Raw genomic sequence first — 18,731 nt, 5'->3', positions numbered from 1 at the left:
TTTTGATCCAAATTTGAGTTGTTCAACCCTTGCGACCTTTTTCGATCGCGTCCAGCAGAACCCGCGCCCCGATTTCCCCAGAAGGCCGCTCCGTCGCCATGACCGAAGCGACCGCGTCGAAGCCATCCAGCTGCGCCTGACGCGCTGAACCGGGCCGCATGAGGCGCTCCAGATTGCGCGCCAGCATGCCCGGACGCACAAATTCATTGAAAAACTCCGGCACCACCGGTTCATCGGCAATGATATTGGGCAATGCCGCGCTCCAGATTGTGATCTTCGGCATCAGGAATTTGCGCGCAAACCAGTCTGCCTTGTAGGAAAGCACGCTCGGAATGCGCGACAGCGCCAGTTCCAGCGATACGGTGCCTGACGCGGCAAGTGCTGCATCGGCCCGCGCAAAAGCCTTCCACTTCTCCTCGTCACCCACGACGATCAGCGGCTTCACCGCCCAGTCCCGCGACAGATCGCGCACCATCGCTTCGATGCGCGGCAAGGTAGGCAGAATGACTTCGAGTTTTTCCACGCGCTGCGACAGCTCTTCGACCGCTCTGCCGAAAGGCTCCATCAACATCTGGATTTCCGTGCGGCGAGAACCGGGCAGAAGCAATAGCGTATGTTTGCCGGCTTCCGATCGTTGCGGCTCCAGCGCAAGCTGCGCCGCGCGCGTCTCAATGATCGGCGCATAACTCGACAGGCGATGCCCGACATAGGTTGCCTGCGGTCCATTCAGCCGCTCCATCACATCGACCTCGAACGGCAAAACCGTCAGCACATGATCGATATAGGCGCGCATCGCACGTGCGCGCTGCGGACGCCACGCCCAGACACTGGGCGCGATATACTTGACGATTGGAATGGAGGGATCGGCGGCTCTGATCTTTTTTGCGACGCGATGCGTAAAATCCGGACTATCGATCAGCAGAACACAATCCGGCTTTTCCGCCACGATCTGCCGTGCAGTCTGCCGAATGCGCAACACCAGTCCCGGCAAGTTTTTGATGATGGCACCAAGCCCCATCAAAGCGATTTCATGCGGGTCGAAAAAGGTTTTCAGACCCCGCGCGGCCAGATGATCGCCACCGACACCGACCAGATCCACTAGCCTGTCGGTCTGAAGACGCAAGGCGTCAATCAGGTCAGCACCAAGAAGATCGCCGGATTCTTCACCGGCCACGATTGCTATTTTCAATGGCCGGCTGGTGTTGCTCACCCTTAACTGTCCTTCTCGTGTCGACTGATCGTCTCTATGAAGAGGCCGCCTTCATTGGCCGCCGCAATGGTGTCGCCGAAGCCTAGAATAAATGTACGCCGGGCCTCAACTGCAATCCCGGCGAGACCGGCGCGTTTAGCATTAAGCACAGTGGAAATACCAATGGCAGGCAAATCCGCGCGTTCATCCTGACGGGGTTTGGCCATTTTCACAAGCACTCCTCCGCGCTTGGGAATACGCCCGGCTTCACGCAGTTCACGGACGCGCTCAATCATTAGATCGGTGCCCTCCGCGCCTTCCAGCGCCACCACCCGTCCGCCGACAGCGACAGCGCCCTGCCCGACATCGAGATCGCCGAGCCGCAAAGCCGATTCCATAGCCAGCTTAATATTTCCCGCTTCACGCGCATCCGGCGCAACCTTGGTAAGAATGCGAGCGGGCGACGGAGACAGAAGATCGGGCACGACTTCATGGGCACCAACCACCTTGAAGCCGAATGATTCCAACAGGCCGATAAAGGCCCGCAGCAAAGCGTCGTCGCCTTGCCCAAGCGCGCGAAACACATGCGGCACAGCCCGCAACGTCGGCCAGTCGAGCTTGAGGTCACTGAGATGCGGCCTGCTGCGCACGCCTCCTGCCAGGACAACTCGCGAAACGCCAGCCGCTTTCATGGAGCGAACAAGCTTTGCAAATTCGACAACCGATACTTCCTGATGCTCATAATTATAGAGCACCCGGTCGGCTTCTTCACGCAAGGGAACGAGAAAGGGCGGTGTGTCAGCGTTTTGAAGCGCCTCAGCCACGGCAATGGGCAACAGGCCGTTGCCCGCAATAATACCGACACGCCCGCCATCGACGGACTGACGCGCCAAGTTTTCAGCTTTCGTCGCTGTCATGCCCGAGTCCACCATGAGCCGCATCGAGCGGTGGCGTGGTATAGGCGCGTTTCGTATCGGCACTGATAAAGGCAATCATATCGGCGACCGCCTGAGAATCCGGGAAAGCTGCGAGTACGTCGATGGTACGGTCGCGCACCGGCTTGGTACGGTCGAACAGCATACGCACGGCATGGCGCAGATTGTGAATTTCCTTGCGCTCCATGCCGGAACGCTTCATGCCGACGATGTTGAGCCCGCCCAGATGCGCATGATTGCCGATGGCCATGCCATAAGGGATGACATCGCCTACCACGGCAGCCATGCCGCCGATGAACGCATGGTGTCCGACGCGCACGAACTGGTGCACAGCCGCACCGCCGCCCAAAATGGCATGGTGTTCGATGGTCGTATGACCGCCGATCATCACATTGTTCGAGAAAGTGACATGATCGCCGATATCGCAATCATGCGCCACATGGGCATAAGCGAGGAAGGAGCAGTCGTCGCCGACCGAAGTATAGCCGCGCGCACTGTCGGAGCCACGGTGCATGGTGACGCCTTCGCGGATCATGCAATTCGCGCCGATCTTCAGCGTGGTCGGGCCGCCTTTATGCTTGTTGTTCTGCGGATCGCAGCCGAGAACGGCATGCGGATAGACCTTCGCGCCCGCGCCAAGCGTGGTCGCGTCTGTGATCACCACATGGCTCATCAGGACGGAATTGTCGCCGATGACAGCGCCCGATTGAATATGACAGAAGGGGCCTACAGACACACCCTGGCCCAGTTCCACACCCGGCTCGACAAGAGCGGTGGGGTGAATGATTGTTTCGTTCATTATAATGCTCACTGGCTTTCTTCACCGGCGTTGATCATCGCCGCGACTTCCGCTTCAGCAACTTTCACACCATCAACCTCAGCCACGCACTCATATTTGGAAATATTGGCGCGCTGTTTGGTTTTCTTGACATGCAGAAGCAGGCGATCGCCCGGAACAACCGGACGGCGGAACTTCGCATTGTCGATCGTCATAAAATAGACCACGCCCGGGCGACCGGTCTTGCGCTGCAGCAGCGAGATGGCACCAGCGGTCTGCGCCATGGCTTCGATAATCAGAACACCCGGCATGATCGGCTTTTCCGGGAAATGCCCGGTAAAATGCGGCTCATTGATCGTGACATTCTTTATGCCGGTTGCCGAACGATCGCCATCAATATCCACGATCCGGTCAATCAGCAGAAAGGGATATCGGTGCGGCAACACTGCCAGAAGATCCTGAATATCCGCCGCTTCGAGTTTCGTCTGTTCCGTATCACTCATCTGAGGATTGCTCCTTTCTTGATTGCCCGATGCTGCGAATGTTCGCGATATCGCGGAACCATTGCTTGATAGGACGTGCGGGAAGACCTCCCCAACGTTCTCCATCGGGTATATCGTTCATAACACCGCTCGCAGCGGCAATCTGCACGCCCGAGCCGATAATCAGGTGATCCGCAAGACCGACGCGACCGCCAAGCATGGTCCCGTCGCCGATCACGCAACTTCCGGAAATACCGCAATGCGCGGCAATGAGACAAAAACGACCGATGCGCACATTATGCGCAATCTGGACGAGATTATCGATTTTGGAGCCCTCACCGATCACCGTGTCGCTCAGCGACCCGCGATCAACCGTCGTATTGGCTCCGATCTCGACATTGTCCTGAATAACAACCCGACCGATCTGTGGAACTTTATCAAGTCCTGCAGCGCCGGGGACATAGCCGAAACCGTCCTGACCGATACGCACGCCGGGATGCAACAAAACACGATTGCCGATAAAAGCGCACTGGATCGTCACACCAGGCCCGACATAGCTGTCGCGTCCAATCTGGCAATTCTCGCCGATCACCGCCGTTGCAGCAATCAACGTGCCTGAACCGATGGTGACGCCCTTGCCGATCACCGCGCCCGCTTCAACGGTCGCGCCATCTTCGACATGCGCTGAAGGGTGGATAAAAGCCTGCGGGGAAATGCCGGTTTCGCCAAGCCAGCTTTCCATCTTGGCCGAGGTCGGAAACAGCATGCGCCCAACGGCGGAAAAATCGCGATGCGGATTGCGGGTAATCAGGGCTGCCATATGCGAAGGAACGCTTGGAGCGACATCTTCCTTGCAGAGAACGCCAGCGGCTTTGATACCGGCCAGCGCTTCGGCATTTTTCTTACCTTCCACGAAGATAAGCGAACCCTCTCCGGCATCCTTCATGGAAGCCAGACGCTCAACAGAACGCGGTGCAAGCTTCGGGTCACGAAGTCTTGCACCGGTGAAATCAGCAACATCGCCAATCGTGAGTTCACGAGAAGGCGAGAAAAAGACGGGATCTGCCATCAGTACACTTTCTCTCCCGGGGCGTAGCCGCCCCGGGGAAAGGCAAATCGGTTAGAACTTGGTCGAAACACCGAAGTTGAAGTTCTGAACCTTATCAGTATCAGCCTTCGCGACCGGGAATGCGTAGTCGAAGCGCAACGGACCGAACGGCGAAGCCCACATCAGGCTGAGACCGACCGAAGCGCGAAGCTTCTTGTCGTCGCCGAGAACCGGCTGATTACCCAACACGTCGTCACCGCCATAGAGCATGGCCGCATCAGCGAAGAATGCCCCACGGATACCGAGGCTTTCCGGTACGACAGGCATCGGGAACTGCACTTCAGCCGTACCGTTGATGTAGGTCGTGCCGCCCATCCAGTAACGCTGGCCGCTGGCAGAATCCTGGTAACGACCAATGCCGTTGAACTTGAAGCCGCGAATGATATCCGAATTGTTCTTGAACAAGTCGAAGATACGAACGCCGTCGTCGCCGAATTCGTGGATGTAACCACCACCGACACCCAGCATACCGACAATGTCGGCTTCCTGCGCCAGCGTCTTATAGTAGTTACCCTTGAAAGTCGTCTTCAGGAACTTCGCATCGCCACCAAGACCTGCAAATTCCTGCGTGAACTTGCCAAAGAGGCCTTCATGCGGATTCTTCATGTCATCGATGGTGTTATACGTCAGCGAATAGCTGACCGACGAGCGAAGCCATGGGCTGTTTTCTGCAGCTTCCTGCAGAGCAGGCGCATAGTAATCAGCAATATTGTCGCGGAACAGGTCATACTTTTCCTGAACCAGGTTGTAAGCGAGACCGACCGAGAAGTTTTCCGTGACCGGAAGACCGAAGCGAATCGTACCGCCAGTCTGCTCGACGTCGTAGTCATCGTTCACGCGATAGCTGCGACGGAATACGTCGAAGCCAGCCGAAATGCGATAGCCAAGGAAATACGGTTCCGTGAAGGACAGGCCGTAATTGCGCATATCGTCCTGACCGGCACCGGCGCTGAGACGGATATACTGGCCGCGACCGAGGAAGTTACGCTCAGTGATTGCACCTTCGACAGACGCACCCGGCGTTTCGCCGCCGGTGGTGTAACCGCCACCGATGGAGAATTCACCCGTCGACTTTTCGACAACATCCACAACCAGAATCACCTGGTCCGGCTCGGAACCCGGAGCGGTCGAGATGTTGACGGTCTGGAAGAAGTCCAGAGCCTCAAGGCGACGCTTGGCGCGCTGCACCATGACCTGATTGAAGGCATCGCCTTCGTTCATGTCGAACTCACGACGAATCACGTAATCGCGCGTCTTGTCGTTGCCGCGGATTTCGATGCGCTGGATATAAGCGCGCGGACCCTGATCAACGCTATAGACAACCGAGATCGTGCGATTCTCGAAGTTGCGGTCACCGCGTGGCTCAACCTTGGCGAAGGCATAACCGCTGCCGGCAACACTTTCAGTTACAGCCAGAACGGAATCTTCAACTTCCTTGGCGCTATAGGCGCGACCCGAACGGGTCTTCACGAGACCGGACAAAGCGTCTGTATTGACGCCATCAACGGTGCTTTCAACACTCACATCGCCGAAGGTGTAACGCTGACCTTCATCGACGGTGATCGTAATCGTGTATTCATTGGTAGCCGGATCGAGAACCGCATTCGACGAAACAACGCGGAAATCGGCATAACCACGATTGTAATAGAAGCGACGCAGCGTTTCTTCATCAGCCTGCAAACGGCCTTCGTCATAAACGTCATTACGGGTCAGCCACGACAGCGGGTTCGAACGCTTGGTGGAGATGACGTCGCGCAGACGGCGACCGCTATAGGCCTGATTGCCGACGAATTCGATATTTTCGATCTTGGTGCGCGAGCCTTCATTGACTTCATAGACAACGTTGACGCGACCCTGACCGAGATCGACAGTGCGCGCATTAACCGTCGCATCGCTGCGTCCGATACGTGCATAGGCAGCCTTGATCGTTTCCTTGTCCGATTCCATCGTCGCCGCATCGAAAGGCGAACGCGGCTTCAGCTGCACGGCGCGCGTCAGGTCAGGATCCTTGATCTTCTTATTACCCTGGAACAGGACGTTGTTGACCACGGAACGCTCACTGACGGTCACGACAAGCGTGCTGCCAGACTGGTTGATGCGAACATCGGAAAACAGGCCCATGCCGAAAAGACGCTTCACAGCGGCATCGATATCGGCGCTGGTGAAGGCTTTACCCGGACGAATGTCGATATTGTCGCGAATGGTCTGAGCATCAACGCGCGTATTACCGCGAACATCGATACGGCTCACAACGGCAGCTTCCGCGACATTCACGGATGCGAGCGAGAGCGCAGCAGTACCCGAAGCCACTAGAGCCACCGACATGGCGAGCGCGGACGCGGCGCCAAAGAATTTAGAACTTGCCGTCATAGGCTTTCCGAACCTTCGTTTCTGTCCCCGGGACGATTAACCCAGAAAAATGCGTACAGATACAACCGTATTAGCCGGTTTTTCCATACAAGCAAGCGTTGCGGTTAAATTCTGTTTACTTAGGCAACAAGCGTGGCATCCATGCCACGCGAATTGTGAGTTATGGTAAACAGATTGCTTAGCTTTTCTGGTCGTCGCTCCCAATGTTCACTTCTGTTTAACACCTTGCCCGGCCTCCGTCGGTCAAAGCGTCGCCTCACTGCAGTCAGCTTAACCGGACAAGCCGGTCTGGCCAATAATCCCCAAGATCGTCATCCCCCAAGATTTCAATTCCTAGGACCGCTGCCTGAGACAGTCGGCATTTGATCTAGCAGGCAAAGAGGTCGTTGAAAAGTACGAACCCCATAAATCCCATCACAAGAAGGAATCCGATGCGGTAGAAAATTTCCTGCGCCGCCGGTGAAACCGGGCTGCCCTTGACCGCTTCGACCGCGTAGAAAACCAGATGCCCGCCATCCAGCGGCGGCAGGGGAAACAGGTTCAAAAGCCCGATCCCGATGGAGAGCATAGCCGTCAATTGTATCAACCAGTCAAAGCCGGCGCTCGCCGCCTTGCTCGCCATATTGGCGATCTTGACCGGCCCACCGAGCTGACACTTGTCCTCACGGCCAAAGGCGAAACGTGTGAAAAACTCACCTGTGCGGCTGATGATGAAGCCCGTTTCCATCACCGCCTGCCCGACTGATTCGAGCGGACCATATTCAATACGGCGGAAATTGCCGACCGCTTCCGTGGTCTCGACACCGATGGCGCCAAGCTTCACCTTGTTGCCGAGCGGATCGGTTCTCTCGACGGTTGCGGGCGTCGCCTTGAGATCAACCATCTTGCCGCCGCGCTCCACCGTGAAGTCGAGCGTATCGCCTGCACGGCCCGAAACGATGCGCTGTACATCGGCAAAAGTGGTGATCTTCTCGCCCTCAACGCTGATAAAGCGATCACCGGGTTCAAAACCGGCAGCCGCAGCCGGGCTGTTCGGCTGAACGCCCGCAATCAGGGGATCGGCGATCTGCCGCCCATAAAGCGCAAAGAAGACGCTGAAAATCACGATGGTCAGGATGATATTGAAAGCAGGACCGGCAAAAACCGTTGCCGCACGTTTCCAGACCGGCTGAGTGTGGAACGCGCGCTTGCGATCCTCCTCGCTCAGTGCATTGTTAGCCACACCGACGGGCGAACTGGTTTCGCTTTCATCGCCAATGAACTTCACATAGCCGCCAAGCGGGATTGCAGAGAGCTTCCAGCGGGTTCCACGACGGTCGGTGAAGCCGAGAAGTTCGGGGCCGAAGCCAATTGAAAATGCCTGCGCACCGATGCCGCACCATCGCGCCACCAGATAATGCCCCATCTCATGCACGAATACGACGATTGTGAGAACGAAAAGGAACGGTACGATTGTCCCGACAAGCAGGCTTTCACCGCCGAAGAAAAAGGCCAGAGCCTCCTGCAAATGACTACTCCTTACAAATCACCCAGTGATCGACAGCGGCCACAGCACGGCATCGACCCTCGTACTCTACGAATCGTCTGCCGCTTAGAAACTGAAAAAGATAGCAGATGGCACATCCGGCTCCGCAATCACGGCACCAAAGAGGTATAGAAGTGCAGCGGCGGCGACAAGCCCATCCACACGGTCCAGCACGCCACCATGCCCCGGCAGAAGACGGCCAGAATCCTTGGCGCCGAACTGGCGCTTCACCCAGGATTCCGCCAGATCGCCGATCTGCGAAACGATAGAGAGCAGAAGCGCCAGCAACGGCACGATCAGGCTACCCGGTGTCGCCACCAGCGAAGCGACCAGAATGCCGCCAGCGACCGCCGCCGCAGCACCGCCAATAGCGCCAGACCATGTCTTGTTGGGCGAAAAACGCGGCGCAAGCTTTGGCCCGCCCAAAGCGCGACCATTGAAATAGGCTGCGATGTCAGTGGACCAGACGACGGCGAACAGAAAAACGATGGCCGTAAAGCCGAAGGGCTCGTCACCGCGCAGGAGCGAAAGCGATATCGCCGAGAACCCGGCATAGAAAAGTCCGGCGGCAGGCCAGCCACGCCCGGTTTTCCACTGCGTGGCGAGAAGAATCAGCGTTCCCAGCAAAAGCGTGCCGATGGTCAGCAACGCGCTGCGGTCCAGAATAAGAAGGATGGCTGTCAGGACCAGCCAGAGCCAGCCGAAAACCCGCGAAAACGATGTTTGACGTGGAGCGCTCAGCGCCGTCCATTCGTAGAACATCGCCAGACCGATAGCGATAGCGAAAAGCGTGAAACCCAACCCGCCTACCCAGGTCAGCCACAAGGCCAATGCGCCGAGCACGATGGCGGTGAGAATACGGGTTTGCAGATTGGACATTGACACCTTTCGGCTTGCACTACGTCAGAGCATGCGATGCGATGGAACAGAGCAATGACGAAGCACGGCTGCGAAACGATCTGTCATGCCGCACCTATTGCCCCATTGCCCGGCTGCCCTCTTCGCATTCGACGAGGCCGTCTTCAAGACTGCTCCGCGCCTCCACACCACCAAAGCGGCGCTCACGCTGACGGAACACTTCATAGGCAGCATCGAGATCGGCCGGACGGAAATCCGGCCAGTGACCGGGCAGAAACAGAAATTCCGCATAAGCGGCCTGCCAAAGCAGAAAATTCGACAGACGCATCTCGCCACTGGTGCGGATGATGAGGTCCGGGTCGGGCATGGAAGCGGTATCGAGATTTGCCGAGAGCAGCTCGGCGGAAATTGACGACGGGTCGAGACGACCGGCAGCGACGTCGCGCGCCAGGCTCTTGACTGCACGGACGATCTCGTCGCGAGACCCGTAATTGAAGGCAATCACCAGATTGAGACCGGTATTGCGGCGGGTCAGCGCTTCTGCTTCGGTGAGCAGCCCACGAATATCGTCGGTCAGCCCTTCGCGCTCGCCGATGATGCTGACCTTCACATTGTTACGATGAAGATCGGCAAGATCGCGACGGATAAACAGTTTGAGCAGACCGAGCAGGTCATTGACCTCACCGCTCGGTCGCGACCAGTTTTCGGAAGAAAACGCAAAAAGCGTGAGAAAGCCAAGACCGCGATCACCCGCCGCCCGCACCGTTTCGCGCAGCGCTTCCACGCCAGCACGATGCCCGGCGCTACGCGGCAAGCCGCGCGCCTTCGCCCAACGGCCATTGCCATCCATAATAATGGCGATGTGGCGCGGATCGGACATTCCTGGCTCTCCTTTTACGAACGTCATACAGGTCCTAGACCTGCATGATTTCGCCTTCCTTGACAGCAACGACCTTGTCCATCTCGGCGATGGTGTCGTCGGTCAGCTTCTGCACCTTTTCGGACAGAACGCGGCTGTCATCCTGACTGATGTCGCCGTCCTTCTCCAGCTTTTTCAGCGTATCCATACCGTCGCGACGCACATGGCGAGCGGCAATACGGCCCTGCTCCGCATATTGATGCGCAATCTTGACCAGTTCCTTGCGGCGCTGTTCGTTCAGTTCCGGCAGCGGAATACGCAGTGTCATGCCGTCGGTGATCGGGTTGAGGCCCAGACCGGAATCACGGATAGCGCGCTCGACGGCGCCAACCATGCTCTTGTCCCAAACGGAAACCGAAAGCATGCGCGATTCCGGAACCGTGATATTGGCAACCTGATTGATCGGCATCGTCGCGCCATAGGCTTCGATGGTGATTGGCTCAAGCAGGCTGGCGGAAGCGCGACCGGTACGAAGACCGTTCAGATCGTGCTTCAAAGAATTGACTGCGCCTTCCATGCGGCGTTTCAGGTCGTTGATGTCAAAAGCATCACTCATGCATATTCTCCTTCGATACGCAGCAAGGCATGTGAACGATCAGTGTCGATCAATTATCGGAAACGATCGTGCAACGTCCCTTGCCTTGCAGAATTTCGGCCAAGCCGCCGTTTTCATGGATGGAATAGACTATTATCGGAATGTTGTTCTCACGCGCAAGGGCAACAGCTGCCGTATCCATGACAGCCAGTCCGCGATCGAGAACTTCCTTGTGGGTGAGCGTGTCGAACCGGGTCGCGGTCGGGTCTTTCTTGGGATCAGCCGAATAGATGCCGTCCACCTGCGTGCCCTTCAAAAGCGCATCCGCGCCGATTTCTGCGGCGCGCAACGCTGCCGCTGAATCGGTCGTGAAGAACGGATTGCCCGTACCGCCTGCAAAAATCACCACTTTGCCCTCGTCCATATAGGCCGTCGCCTGACGCTGCGAGAAACTCTCGCAGATTTCCGGCATTGCTATGGCGGAGAGAACAACGGCGTCCACGCCGATCTTGTGCAGCGAGGTGCGCAGCGCCAGCGAATTGATCACCGTCGCCAGCATACCCATATGGTCACCCGTCACGCGGTCGCCGCCCTTGGACGCCACCGCGACACCACGGAAAATATTGCCGCCGCCGATCACCACGCCGACTTCGACGCCGAGCAGCCGGGCCTGTTTGATATCGTTGGCGATACGATCTGCAACGGAGACATCGATGCCGAAACCCTGACTGCCCATCAATGCCTCGCCCGAGGCTTTCAAAAGGACGCGTTTATAGGCGGGCTTGCCGGACATGGAATGCTCTCCACTGATCGTAATAAAGTGATTGTGTTGCGTTCCGATACACGAAGGGCACCGCGTTGTCACGCGATGCCCTTCATAATCAAAAGCCTTTTCAGGCTAAAGCATGTTCTGAAAGCGCAAATACGCTTTCAGAGGAAGACCAGAGCCGATTAACCCTTGGCTGCAGCAGCGACTTCAGCAGCGAAATCGCTTTCTTCCTTTTCGATGCCTTCACCAAGTGCGATACGGGCAAAGCCGGTGATCTTAGCCGGAGCGCCGATGGCCTTTTCAGCTTCCTTGAGGGCAGCTGCAACCGTCAGGTCAGGATTGATGACGAAAGCCTGCGAAAGAAGAACAACTTCTTCGTAGAACTTGCGCATACGGCCTTCGATCATCTTTTCGATGATGTTGTCCGGCTTGCCGGATTCGCGAGCCTGCTCAATGAAGATCGCCTTTTCGCGCTCGGCAGCAGCCGGGTCGAGTTCTTCAGCGGTCAGAGCGAGCGGGTTGATAGCGGCAACGTGCATGGCGACCTGACGGCCGAATGCGTTTGCAGCTTCTGCGTCACCTGCGGTTTCGATAGCAACCAGAACGCCGAGCTTGCCGAGACCGTCAGCAACGCCGTTGTGGATGTAGGTTGCAACTGCACCCTGCGGAACGGACAGAGCAGCCGAACGACGGAAACCAATGTTTTCGCCAATGGTTGCAACTGCGTCCTTCGCAGTTTCGGTAACGGTCTTGCCGTCGATGTTGGCGTTGGCCACAGCTTCAGCCGAACCGTCGGTGGTCAGGGCAGCCTGAGCGATCTTGCGGACCAGATCCTGGAAAGCGTCGTTGCGGGCAACGAAGTCGGTTTCGGAGTTGACTTCAACGACAACAGCCTTGTTGCCGGAAGATGCAACGCCAACCAGACCTTCAGCAGCCGTGCGGCCAGCCTTCTTGTCAGCCTTTGCAATGCCCTTGGCGCGCAGCCAATCGACAGCAGCTTCGATGTCGCCGTTGGTTTCTGCAAGAGCAGCCTTGCAGTCCATCATGCCAGCGCCGGTCAGTTCGCGGAGTTCTTTAACCTGAGATGCGGAAATGCTCATTGTGTCGCCTTTCACGAAAGCGAAGGCACACCGAATGGGTGTGCCAACTTTGAACCGGCGCCATTTTGACGAAGCGTGAATTTGCCCGAAAACCGTCAAACGTGCTTCGGAATCACGCGTCCGCGCCGGAATGAAACGAGATTATCCATCCGCCTCTATCAGAGATATGACGGATGGATGAAATCAAACGCTGATTAAGCGCCTTCAGCCGGAGCTTCGAGAGCTGGCTCAACCGGAGCTTCAGCCTGCGCACCGATGTCGATGCCCATTGCGCCCTGCTGGCGAGCAATACCGTCGAGAGCAGCGCGTGCAACCAGATCGCAATAGAGCGAGATAGCGCGTGCAGCGTCGTCGTTGCCCGGGATCGGGTAGTCGATCTGGTCCGGATTGCAGTTCGAATCGATCACGGCAACAACCGGAATGCCAAGACGCTTGGCTTCCTGGATAGCAATTGCTTCCTTGTTGGTGTCGATGATGAAGATCAGGTCAGGAACCGAACCCATGTCCTTGATGCCACCGAGTGCGCGGTCAAGCTTTTCACGCTCACGCTGAAGGTTCAGAAGTTCCTTCTTGGTGAAGCCTTGGCCTTCGCCAGCCAGAAGTTCGTCGAGCTTGCGCAGACGCTGGATCGAGTTGGAGATCGTCTTCCAGTTGGTCATCATGCCGCCGAGCCAGCGGGCGTTGACGTAGTACTGAGCCGAACGGTTTGCTGCATCGGCAATGATGTCCGAAGCCTGACGCTTCGTGCCGACGAACAGGACGCGACCGCCGCGAGCAACGGTGTCCGAAACGATCTTCAGCGCGTTGTGCAGCAGAGGAACGGTCTGGGACAGGTCCATGATGTGGATGTTGTTACGAGCGCCATAGATGAAAGGCGCCATCTTCGGGTTCCAGCGGTGGGTCTGGTGGCCGAAGTGAACACCAGCTTCCAGAAGCTGGCGCATGCTGAAATCAGGCAATGCCATCTTTATTTTCCTTTTCCGGTTTAACCTCCACGGGCTGAGGCGATTGCTCGCCACCGGAGGTTCTTGCCGGATTTCTCCCGGCAAAAGCCCAATCCCGTGTGTGGAATAGGCGCGCTGTTAACCGATCGCGCCATGAATTGCAAGTCATCCAGCCAATATAACGCCAAACGGCGTATCTGGGCATCCTCAATTGCAGGATTTGGCCTTTTCCTTGGCCGCATCGAATACGTCCAGCTTCACGAGCTTGCCACGCATGGCGAAGTCACCATAGTCCATGGTGAGATCGCGCGTGATACCATTGCGGTAAAGTTTGAAGTTGATGCGATAGATCGGCAGCCCGTCCTGCTTTTCCTTGTCATCGAAATAAGCAATCGTCACCGGCCAGACCGGGTCTTTGGAAAAAGGGCCCATGAACTTGGTTTCATCATCCGACGGGGTCTGCCCCTTGCCGACAACGACTGTGGTGGCGACCACGCGGTCGGCGTCTTCCGACGCATCGAACAGCGACGTCTGATAGAACTTCTGACCCGCTTCAGCCTTGCCGATCAGCTCTTCCATATGCTGGGTCGGAAATTGCGTCCCGCGCAGATCAATCTTGTTTTCCTTCGGCTTCGACAGTTCCACCACCGTCTTGCCACCTTCAAGTTTGGCATCGCCGCGCACTTCCTTGACAAGTTCCTTGTCGACAAAGGTCTTGTTGACGAAGCGGAAGCTCTTGCCGTCGCTGCCTTCGAAGGTCGTCGTCTGCTGATCGGTGACGCGCTGCGGCTGCTCTTCCATGTCGATGCGGGTCACGAAACGGAAGTTCGTCGTATAGCCTTCGCAGGCAGATCCGTTGAACTCATAGACCATGCGCCCAGTCAGACCGCTGATGCCTGACTTTTCATCGGCGCGGTCCAGCGTCAAATCGTAAACGGCGCGATGCGGCACCAGCGTTACCGTCGAAGCCGCTTGGGCCACGCTCGCAAGTCCTGCCCACACACAGGCGGCGGTTCCACTTGCAGCAACAACCACTTTAAAACCCGGCTTCAAAAAACGCATACATGAATCTCCCGATGAGTTGACAAGCATGATAAAAAAACTCGTGGCGGAAGCGAGGCAAAAAACGCACCCTTCCCAAAAAGCTTCACCGATTCTGCCTATAGGGTGACGGAGAAGTCCCTTTGCAAGCAAGGATTAATGCAATGACCGACACGATCGAAAGCCGCTTGAAAAACCTGGGTATATCCCTGCCCGTAGCCGCGGCACCGGCTGCAAACTATGTCCCCTTTGCTGAAACAGGCTCGCTTTTGCTCACTTCGGGCCAGCTGCCGCTGGAAAATGGCAAACTTGTGCACACTGGCCAGGTTGGCGACAAATTGACGGTTGCCCATGGCCAGGTTGCGGCGCGCGCCTGCGCCGTGAACATTCTGGCACAGGCCAAGGCTGCGCTCGGCGATCTTGAAAAAATCAAGCGCATCGTGAAGATCACCGTTTTTGTGTCCTCGACCGCTGATTTCGTTGAACAGCATCTCGTTGCCAATGGCGCGTCCGATCTGCTCGTCGCCGTTTTGGGCGATGCTGGCAAACATGCGCGTTCCGCCGTCGGCGTCGCCAGCCTGCCGCTCAACGCGCCGGTTGAAGTCGAAGCGATTATCGAGGTTGCATAATGTCCTCCATCGACTGGCTCGCAAAGCGCCCGGTGGCGCATCGCGGATTGCACGATCTGAACAAAACCCGCTGGGAAAACACGCTCGCTGCGTTTGAGGCAGCCGCCAAGGCGGGCTTTGCTATCGAGTGCGACGTGCATCTGACGAAAGACGGCGGCGTGGTCGTTTTCCATGATGACGACCTGCAACGTCTTGCCGGTCGCGAGGGTCGCATCAGCGACCTCACGCTCTCCGAAGCAACCGCGCTTAACGTCGGCGGCACTGCCGAGCGCGTCCCGACGCTTCGCCAGATGCTTGATCTGGTCGATGGACGAGTTCCGCTGGTGATCGAACTCAAGGGCATCGAAGGTCGCGATGACGGGCTGGTCGCAGCCGTTGCCCGCGAGCTTGGCGAATATAAGGGCGAAGCGGCCATCATGTCGTTCGATCATCACCTGATCCGCCGCTTTGCAAGCGACGCGCCTGGCATTCCGGGCGGGCTGACGGCGGAAGGCACCCGCACGCAGGATTTCGAAGCGCATTTCTCCATGCTCGCGCATGGCATTTCCTTCGTATCCTATAATGTGCATCATCTGCCGAACCCGTTCGTCACCTTCGTGCGGGAAAAGCTGCATATGCCGGTCATCAGCTGGACAGTGCGCGACCGGGAAATGCAGAAGCACAGCGAACTCAATGTCGAACAGATCACGTTCGAAGGGTTCGACCCTCGCTCACTGGTCGCCTGAGAGCAAAGGATTTGCGGTGAACGACGAAGATCCGCACAGTGAAGAAAGATTCGTTCTTCGCATCGTTGAAAATATCAGCGAGTTTACGGAAGACGAATGGGGCAGTCTTGCCGGGGCCTCCCGGCAGGACGCGAACTATAATCCTTTCACGACCCGCGCTTTCCTGTCCGCGCTGGAGGAATCGGGTTCCGTTTCCCGAAAAGCAGGTTGGTTGCCGCGCCATCTGCGTCTTGAAAACAATCGTGGCGAATTGCTCGGCGTTGTACCGAACTATCTGAAAGGACACAGCCAGGGCGAATATGTGTTCGACCACGGTTGGGCCGATGCTTTCGAGCGGGCTGGCGGGCGTTACTACCCGAAATTTCAGGCGGCTATTCCCTTCACGCCCGCAACCGGGCCGCGCCTTCTCAACCATATTGCCTATGATGGCGAAGCCGTGCGGCTGGCACTGGCAGGCGGTTTGCGCGAGCTAACCGATCAGGCAGGCGTATCCTCGGCGCATGTGACATTTGCCCTGCCCGACGAAATAAATGCGCTGGAACGCGCGGGCTTTCTGCACCGGACGGACCAGCAGTTTCATTTTATAAACAACGGCTTTTCCAATTATGATGACTTTCTGAGTGAACTTGTTTCGCGCAAACGCAAGGCGCTCAAAAAGGAACGCCGCGAAGCGCTGTCCGATGGCATTGAAATCGTCTGGCTGACCGGCAGCGACCTGACGGAAGCGGTCTGGGACGATTTCTTTGCTTTCTATATGGATACGGGCAGCCGCAAATGGGGCCGCCCTTATCTCAACCGCAAGTTCTATTCGCTGATCGGCCAGACCATGGCCGAGGATATTCTGCTGGTCATGGCAAAACGCGCCGGACGCTATATTGCCGGTGCCATCAATTTCATCGGTGGGGACAGGCTGTTCGGCAGACACTGGGGTTGCATCGAGGACCACCCCTATCTGCATTTCGAGGTCTGCTACCATCAGGCCATCGACTTCGCCATCGAGCGCAAGCTGCGCGTGGTGGAGGCAGGCGCGCAGGGCGAACATAAGCTTGCACGCGGTTATGTGCCAGTAACGACCCATTCCGCGCATTACATCGTCAATGAAAGTTTCCGAAATGCGGTGAGCGACTATCTCGTTCAGGAACGGCGCGAGGTCGAGCAAATTCATGAGGCACTGGAGGAACACACACCCTACCGCCACGAAGCTGCCCCCACGAAGCTTGCCTAACGCTTCTCTATGCGGTCAAATTTGGCAAAGTCCAGCATTGGAGAGAATCGCATGTCTGCCACCTATGACGACAACAACATCTTCGCGAAAATCCTGCGGGGTGAAATTCCGTCCACCCGCGTCTACGAAACCGACGATGTCGTCGCTTTCATGGATGTCATGCCGCAGGGCACCGGCCACACGCTGGTTGTGCCGAAGGCGCCGTCGCGCAATCTGCTCGACGCCAAGCCGGAAAAGCTGGCCGTCGTCATCGCCGCCGTGCAGAAAATCGCGCAGGCCGTGAAGAAGGCTTTCAATGCCGATGGCGTCACCGTCATGCAGTTCAACGAACCGGCTTCCGGCCAGACCGTCTATCATCTGCATTTCCACGTCATTCCGCGTTTTGAAGGCGTCGCTCTCAAGCCGCATACTGGCCAGATGGAAGACGCAGCCGTTCTTTCAGCAAATGCTGAAAAAATCCGCGCAGCGCTCTGATAAGACTCACTCTTAGAGCGTCAACAGACCGGCAATCAGCAGGATTTCCGCAACCGCGATACCGACAAGCAAACGCTTGCCAGCCATCAGATAGGCGGCAAATCCTGCACCGGCGGCTCCGACCCGAAGCCATATCGGCGAATCGGCAAGTGCGCCGTTCGGATAAAGAATAAGCTGTGCAATCACGCCCGCGACCAGCGCGGTTGCCACACAGCGCACCAGCACAAGAAACTCGGAATCCTCGCGGACTCGCCCGCCGACGATTACGCCCATGACGCGAAAAATATAGGTCGGCAGCGATCCCGCCAGAATGATGAAGACGAACGGCCACCACTGGCTGTCAAAACTGTCCCAGTTCATAGCGCCTTCTCCTTCGTCATGCTGCGCTTTCTGTGGAATCCAAAGGCGATCAGGCCACCCACAATGCCCGTGCAGAGCAGGTCATATCCCGGCATGAACTGGTGAAAGAGCGGAAACAACAGCAAGCCGGACGCCATCGCGACCTGCCCTGCCAGTTCGCGCGCCGACCGCCAGAGCGAGGTCAGAAAATACATTGGCGTCAGCAGGAAAAGGGCTGCAAACACAACCGGCGGGAACGAAGACGACAGCATATAGACAATCGCCACCACCAGCGCATTGGTTCCAACCAGAACCGAGCCGATCCCGGCAAAATAGCTGGTGCGCATGTCACGCGGAATATTGCGCAACTCCTCCATCGCCATGACCCAGGCCGTCACCGCCACGAAATGGCAGAGCACCGCTAGCGTCAGCTTACGCGTTTTTGGCCCTTTGAGTTCCGGCAGAAGCGCCACTACCATCGGCATGAGGCGCACCGAGGACAGTCCGACAGCGAGCGCAGCGGCAGGCAGTGTTGCGCCTGCACTGACGGCACCGATCAGCACGACCTTGGCGGGCAGTGCCCAGATGGTCAGCGTCATGAACACCGCCTGCCCGACCGAAATGCCGCTTTCAATCGCAAGCCCGGCAAAGCCGACAAACGAACTCATCAGCAAGATGGCCGGAATGCTGAAAATGCGGCTGCAACCACGCAGAAACCAGCGAAAATGCTGGCCGCTTTGCGCTGGCGCAATGTCCTGATGTGGAGGCTTATCTGGAAGATGAGTC

The 18,731-nt window shown here is 57.2% G+C and carries 20 protein-coding genes; 4 read left to right on the top strand and 16 right to left on the bottom strand.

Going from position 1 to position 18,731, the window contains the following annotated elements:
- Nucleotides 1-22 precede the first annotated feature (22 nt).
- From lpxB to eipB, 14 genes are all read right to left on the bottom strand, one after another.
- The gene (lpxB, locus tag WIX40_RS02030; protein WP_109369163.1) at nucleotides 23-1,210 is read right to left on the bottom strand and encodes a lipid-A-disaccharide synthase; all 1,188 of its coding nucleotides are present in this window, start codon (nucleotides 1,208-1,210) and stop codon (nucleotides 23-25) included.
- Nucleotides 1,211-1,212: 2 nt separating this feature from the next.
- Nucleotides 1,213-2,106 (bottom strand): LpxI family protein, encoded by an 894-nt coding sequence (locus WIX40_RS02025; RefSeq protein ID WP_109370246.1) that lies wholly within the window; start codon nucleotides 2,104-2,106, stop codon nucleotides 1,213-1,215.
- Nucleotides 2,087-2,923, bottom strand: a complete 837-nt coding sequence (gene lpxA / locus WIX40_RS02020; RefSeq protein WP_109369164.1) for an acyl-ACP--UDP-N-acetylglucosamine O-acyltransferase — start codon at nucleotides 2,921-2,923, stop codon at nucleotides 2,087-2,089. The genes WIX40_RS02025 and lpxA overlap by 20 nt, the downstream gene beginning before the upstream one ends.
- An 8-nt stretch (nucleotides 2,924-2,931) precedes the next feature.
- On the bottom strand, nucleotides 2,932-3,405 hold the full coding sequence (fabZ, locus tag WIX40_RS02015) for a 3-hydroxyacyl-ACP dehydratase FabZ (protein ID WP_109369165.1): 474 nt from the start codon (nucleotides 3,403-3,405) through the stop codon (nucleotides 2,932-2,934).
- Entirely contained in the window at nucleotides 3,398-4,453 is a 1,056-nt protein-coding gene (lpxD, locus tag WIX40_RS02010; protein ID WP_109369166.1) for a UDP-3-O-(3-hydroxymyristoyl)glucosamine N-acyltransferase, read from the bottom strand. The genes fabZ and lpxD overlap by 8 nt, the downstream gene beginning before the upstream one ends.
- A 51-nt stretch (nucleotides 4,454-4,504) precedes the next feature.
- Nucleotides 4,505-6,862 (bottom strand): outer membrane protein assembly factor BamA, encoded by a 2,358-nt coding sequence (gene bamA, locus WIX40_RS02005; protein ID WP_235858874.1) that lies wholly within the window; start codon nucleotides 6,860-6,862, stop codon nucleotides 4,505-4,507.
- A 367-nt stretch (nucleotides 6,863-7,229) separates the two neighbouring features.
- Nucleotides 7,230-8,369, bottom strand: coding sequence for an RIP metalloprotease RseP (gene rseP / locus WIX40_RS02000; protein ID WP_109369167.1), 1,140 nt, complete (start codon nucleotides 8,367-8,369; stop codon nucleotides 7,230-7,232).
- A gap of 84 nt (nucleotides 8,370-8,453) precedes the next feature.
- A complete protein-coding gene (locus WIX40_RS01995; RefSeq protein ID WP_109369168.1) occupies nucleotides 8,454-9,266 on the bottom strand; it encodes a phosphatidate cytidylyltransferase in 813 nt (270 codons plus the stop codon).
- A 94-nt stretch (nucleotides 9,267-9,360) separates the two neighbouring features.
- Nucleotides 9,361-10,125 (bottom strand): isoprenyl transferase, encoded by a 765-nt coding sequence (locus WIX40_RS01990; protein WP_109369169.1) that lies wholly within the window; start codon nucleotides 10,123-10,125, stop codon nucleotides 9,361-9,363.
- 34 nt (nucleotides 10,126-10,159) lie between these two features.
- Nucleotides 10,160-10,720 carry a ribosome recycling factor gene (gene frr / locus WIX40_RS01985; RefSeq protein ID WP_078340836.1) on the bottom strand — a complete coding sequence of 187 codons (561 nt, stop codon included), beginning with the start codon at nucleotides 10,718-10,720 and terminating at the stop codon, nucleotides 10,160-10,162.
- A 49-nt stretch (nucleotides 10,721-10,769) separates the two neighbouring features.
- Nucleotides 10,770-11,492 carry a UMP kinase gene (pyrH, locus tag WIX40_RS01980; protein WP_109369170.1) on the bottom strand — a complete coding sequence of 241 codons (723 nt, stop codon included), beginning with the start codon at nucleotides 11,490-11,492 and terminating at the stop codon, nucleotides 10,770-10,772.
- A gap of 158 nt (nucleotides 11,493-11,650) precedes the next feature.
- Entirely contained in the window at nucleotides 11,651-12,568 is a 918-nt protein-coding gene (gene tsf / locus WIX40_RS01975; RefSeq protein ID WP_109369171.1) for a translation elongation factor Ts, read from the bottom strand.
- 194 nt (nucleotides 12,569-12,762) lie between these two features.
- Entirely contained in the window at nucleotides 12,763-13,533 is a 771-nt protein-coding gene (gene rpsB / locus WIX40_RS01970) for a 30S ribosomal protein S2 (RefSeq protein ID WP_339438161.1), read from the bottom strand.
- Between the two features lie 186 nt (nucleotides 13,534-13,719).
- On the bottom strand, nucleotides 13,720-14,574 hold the full coding sequence (gene eipB / locus WIX40_RS01965) for a cell envelope integrity protein EipB (protein ID WP_109369173.1): 855 nt from the start codon (nucleotides 14,572-14,574) through the stop codon (nucleotides 13,720-13,722).
- A gap of 143 nt (nucleotides 14,575-14,717) precedes the next feature.
- Between eipB and WIX40_RS01960 the strand changes: the two genes are divergently transcribed.
- From WIX40_RS01960 to WIX40_RS01945, 4 genes are read left to right on the top strand one after another with little or no spacing between them, the layout of a single operon-like run.
- Complete coding sequence (locus WIX40_RS01960; protein WP_109369174.1) at nucleotides 14,718-15,182, top strand: RidA family protein; 465 nt, start codon at nucleotides 14,718-14,720, stop codon at nucleotides 15,180-15,182.
- The gene (locus WIX40_RS01955; RefSeq protein WP_109369175.1) at nucleotides 15,182-15,907 is read left to right on the top strand and encodes a glycerophosphodiester phosphodiesterase; all 726 of its coding nucleotides are present in this window, start codon (nucleotides 15,182-15,184) and stop codon (nucleotides 15,905-15,907) included. The genes WIX40_RS01960 and WIX40_RS01955 overlap by 1 nt, the downstream gene beginning before the upstream one ends.
- Before the next feature lie 16 nt (nucleotides 15,908-15,923).
- The gene (locus WIX40_RS01950) at nucleotides 15,924-17,132 is read left to right on the top strand and encodes a GNAT family N-acetyltransferase (RefSeq protein ID WP_109369176.1); all 1,209 of its coding nucleotides are present in this window, start codon (nucleotides 15,924-15,926) and stop codon (nucleotides 17,130-17,132) included.
- Between the two features lie 51 nt (nucleotides 17,133-17,183).
- On the top strand, nucleotides 17,184-17,606 hold the full coding sequence (locus WIX40_RS01945) for an HIT family protein (protein WP_109369177.1): 423 nt from the start codon (nucleotides 17,184-17,186) through the stop codon (nucleotides 17,604-17,606).
- Nucleotides 17,607-17,618: 12 nt separating this feature from the next.
- On the opposite strand, the gene WIX40_RS01940 is transcribed toward WIX40_RS01945, so the two are convergent.
- Together WIX40_RS01940 and WIX40_RS01935 are read right to left on the bottom strand one after the other, a co-directional pair.
- Nucleotides 17,619-17,966 (bottom strand): branched-chain amino acid transport AzlD family protein, encoded by a 348-nt coding sequence (locus WIX40_RS01940; protein ID WP_109369178.1) that lies wholly within the window; start codon nucleotides 17,964-17,966, stop codon nucleotides 17,619-17,621.
- Nucleotides 17,963-18,613, bottom strand: coding sequence for an AzlC family ABC transporter permease (locus tag WIX40_RS01935; protein ID WP_109370248.1), 651 nt, complete (start codon nucleotides 18,611-18,613; stop codon nucleotides 17,963-17,965). The genes WIX40_RS01940 and WIX40_RS01935 overlap by 4 nt, the downstream gene beginning before the upstream one ends.
- Between the last annotated feature and the right edge of the window lie 118 nt (nucleotides 18,614-18,731).

It is taken from the genome of Ochrobactrum teleogrylli (genome assembly GCF_037482325.1).
Taxonomy (GTDB): domain Bacteria; phylum Pseudomonadota; class Alphaproteobacteria; order Rhizobiales; family Rhizobiaceae; genus Brucella; species Brucella teleogrylli.
The sequence above is the reverse complement of the archived record's forward strand: the minus strand, read 5'-3'. Positions and strand labels throughout refer to the sequence as shown.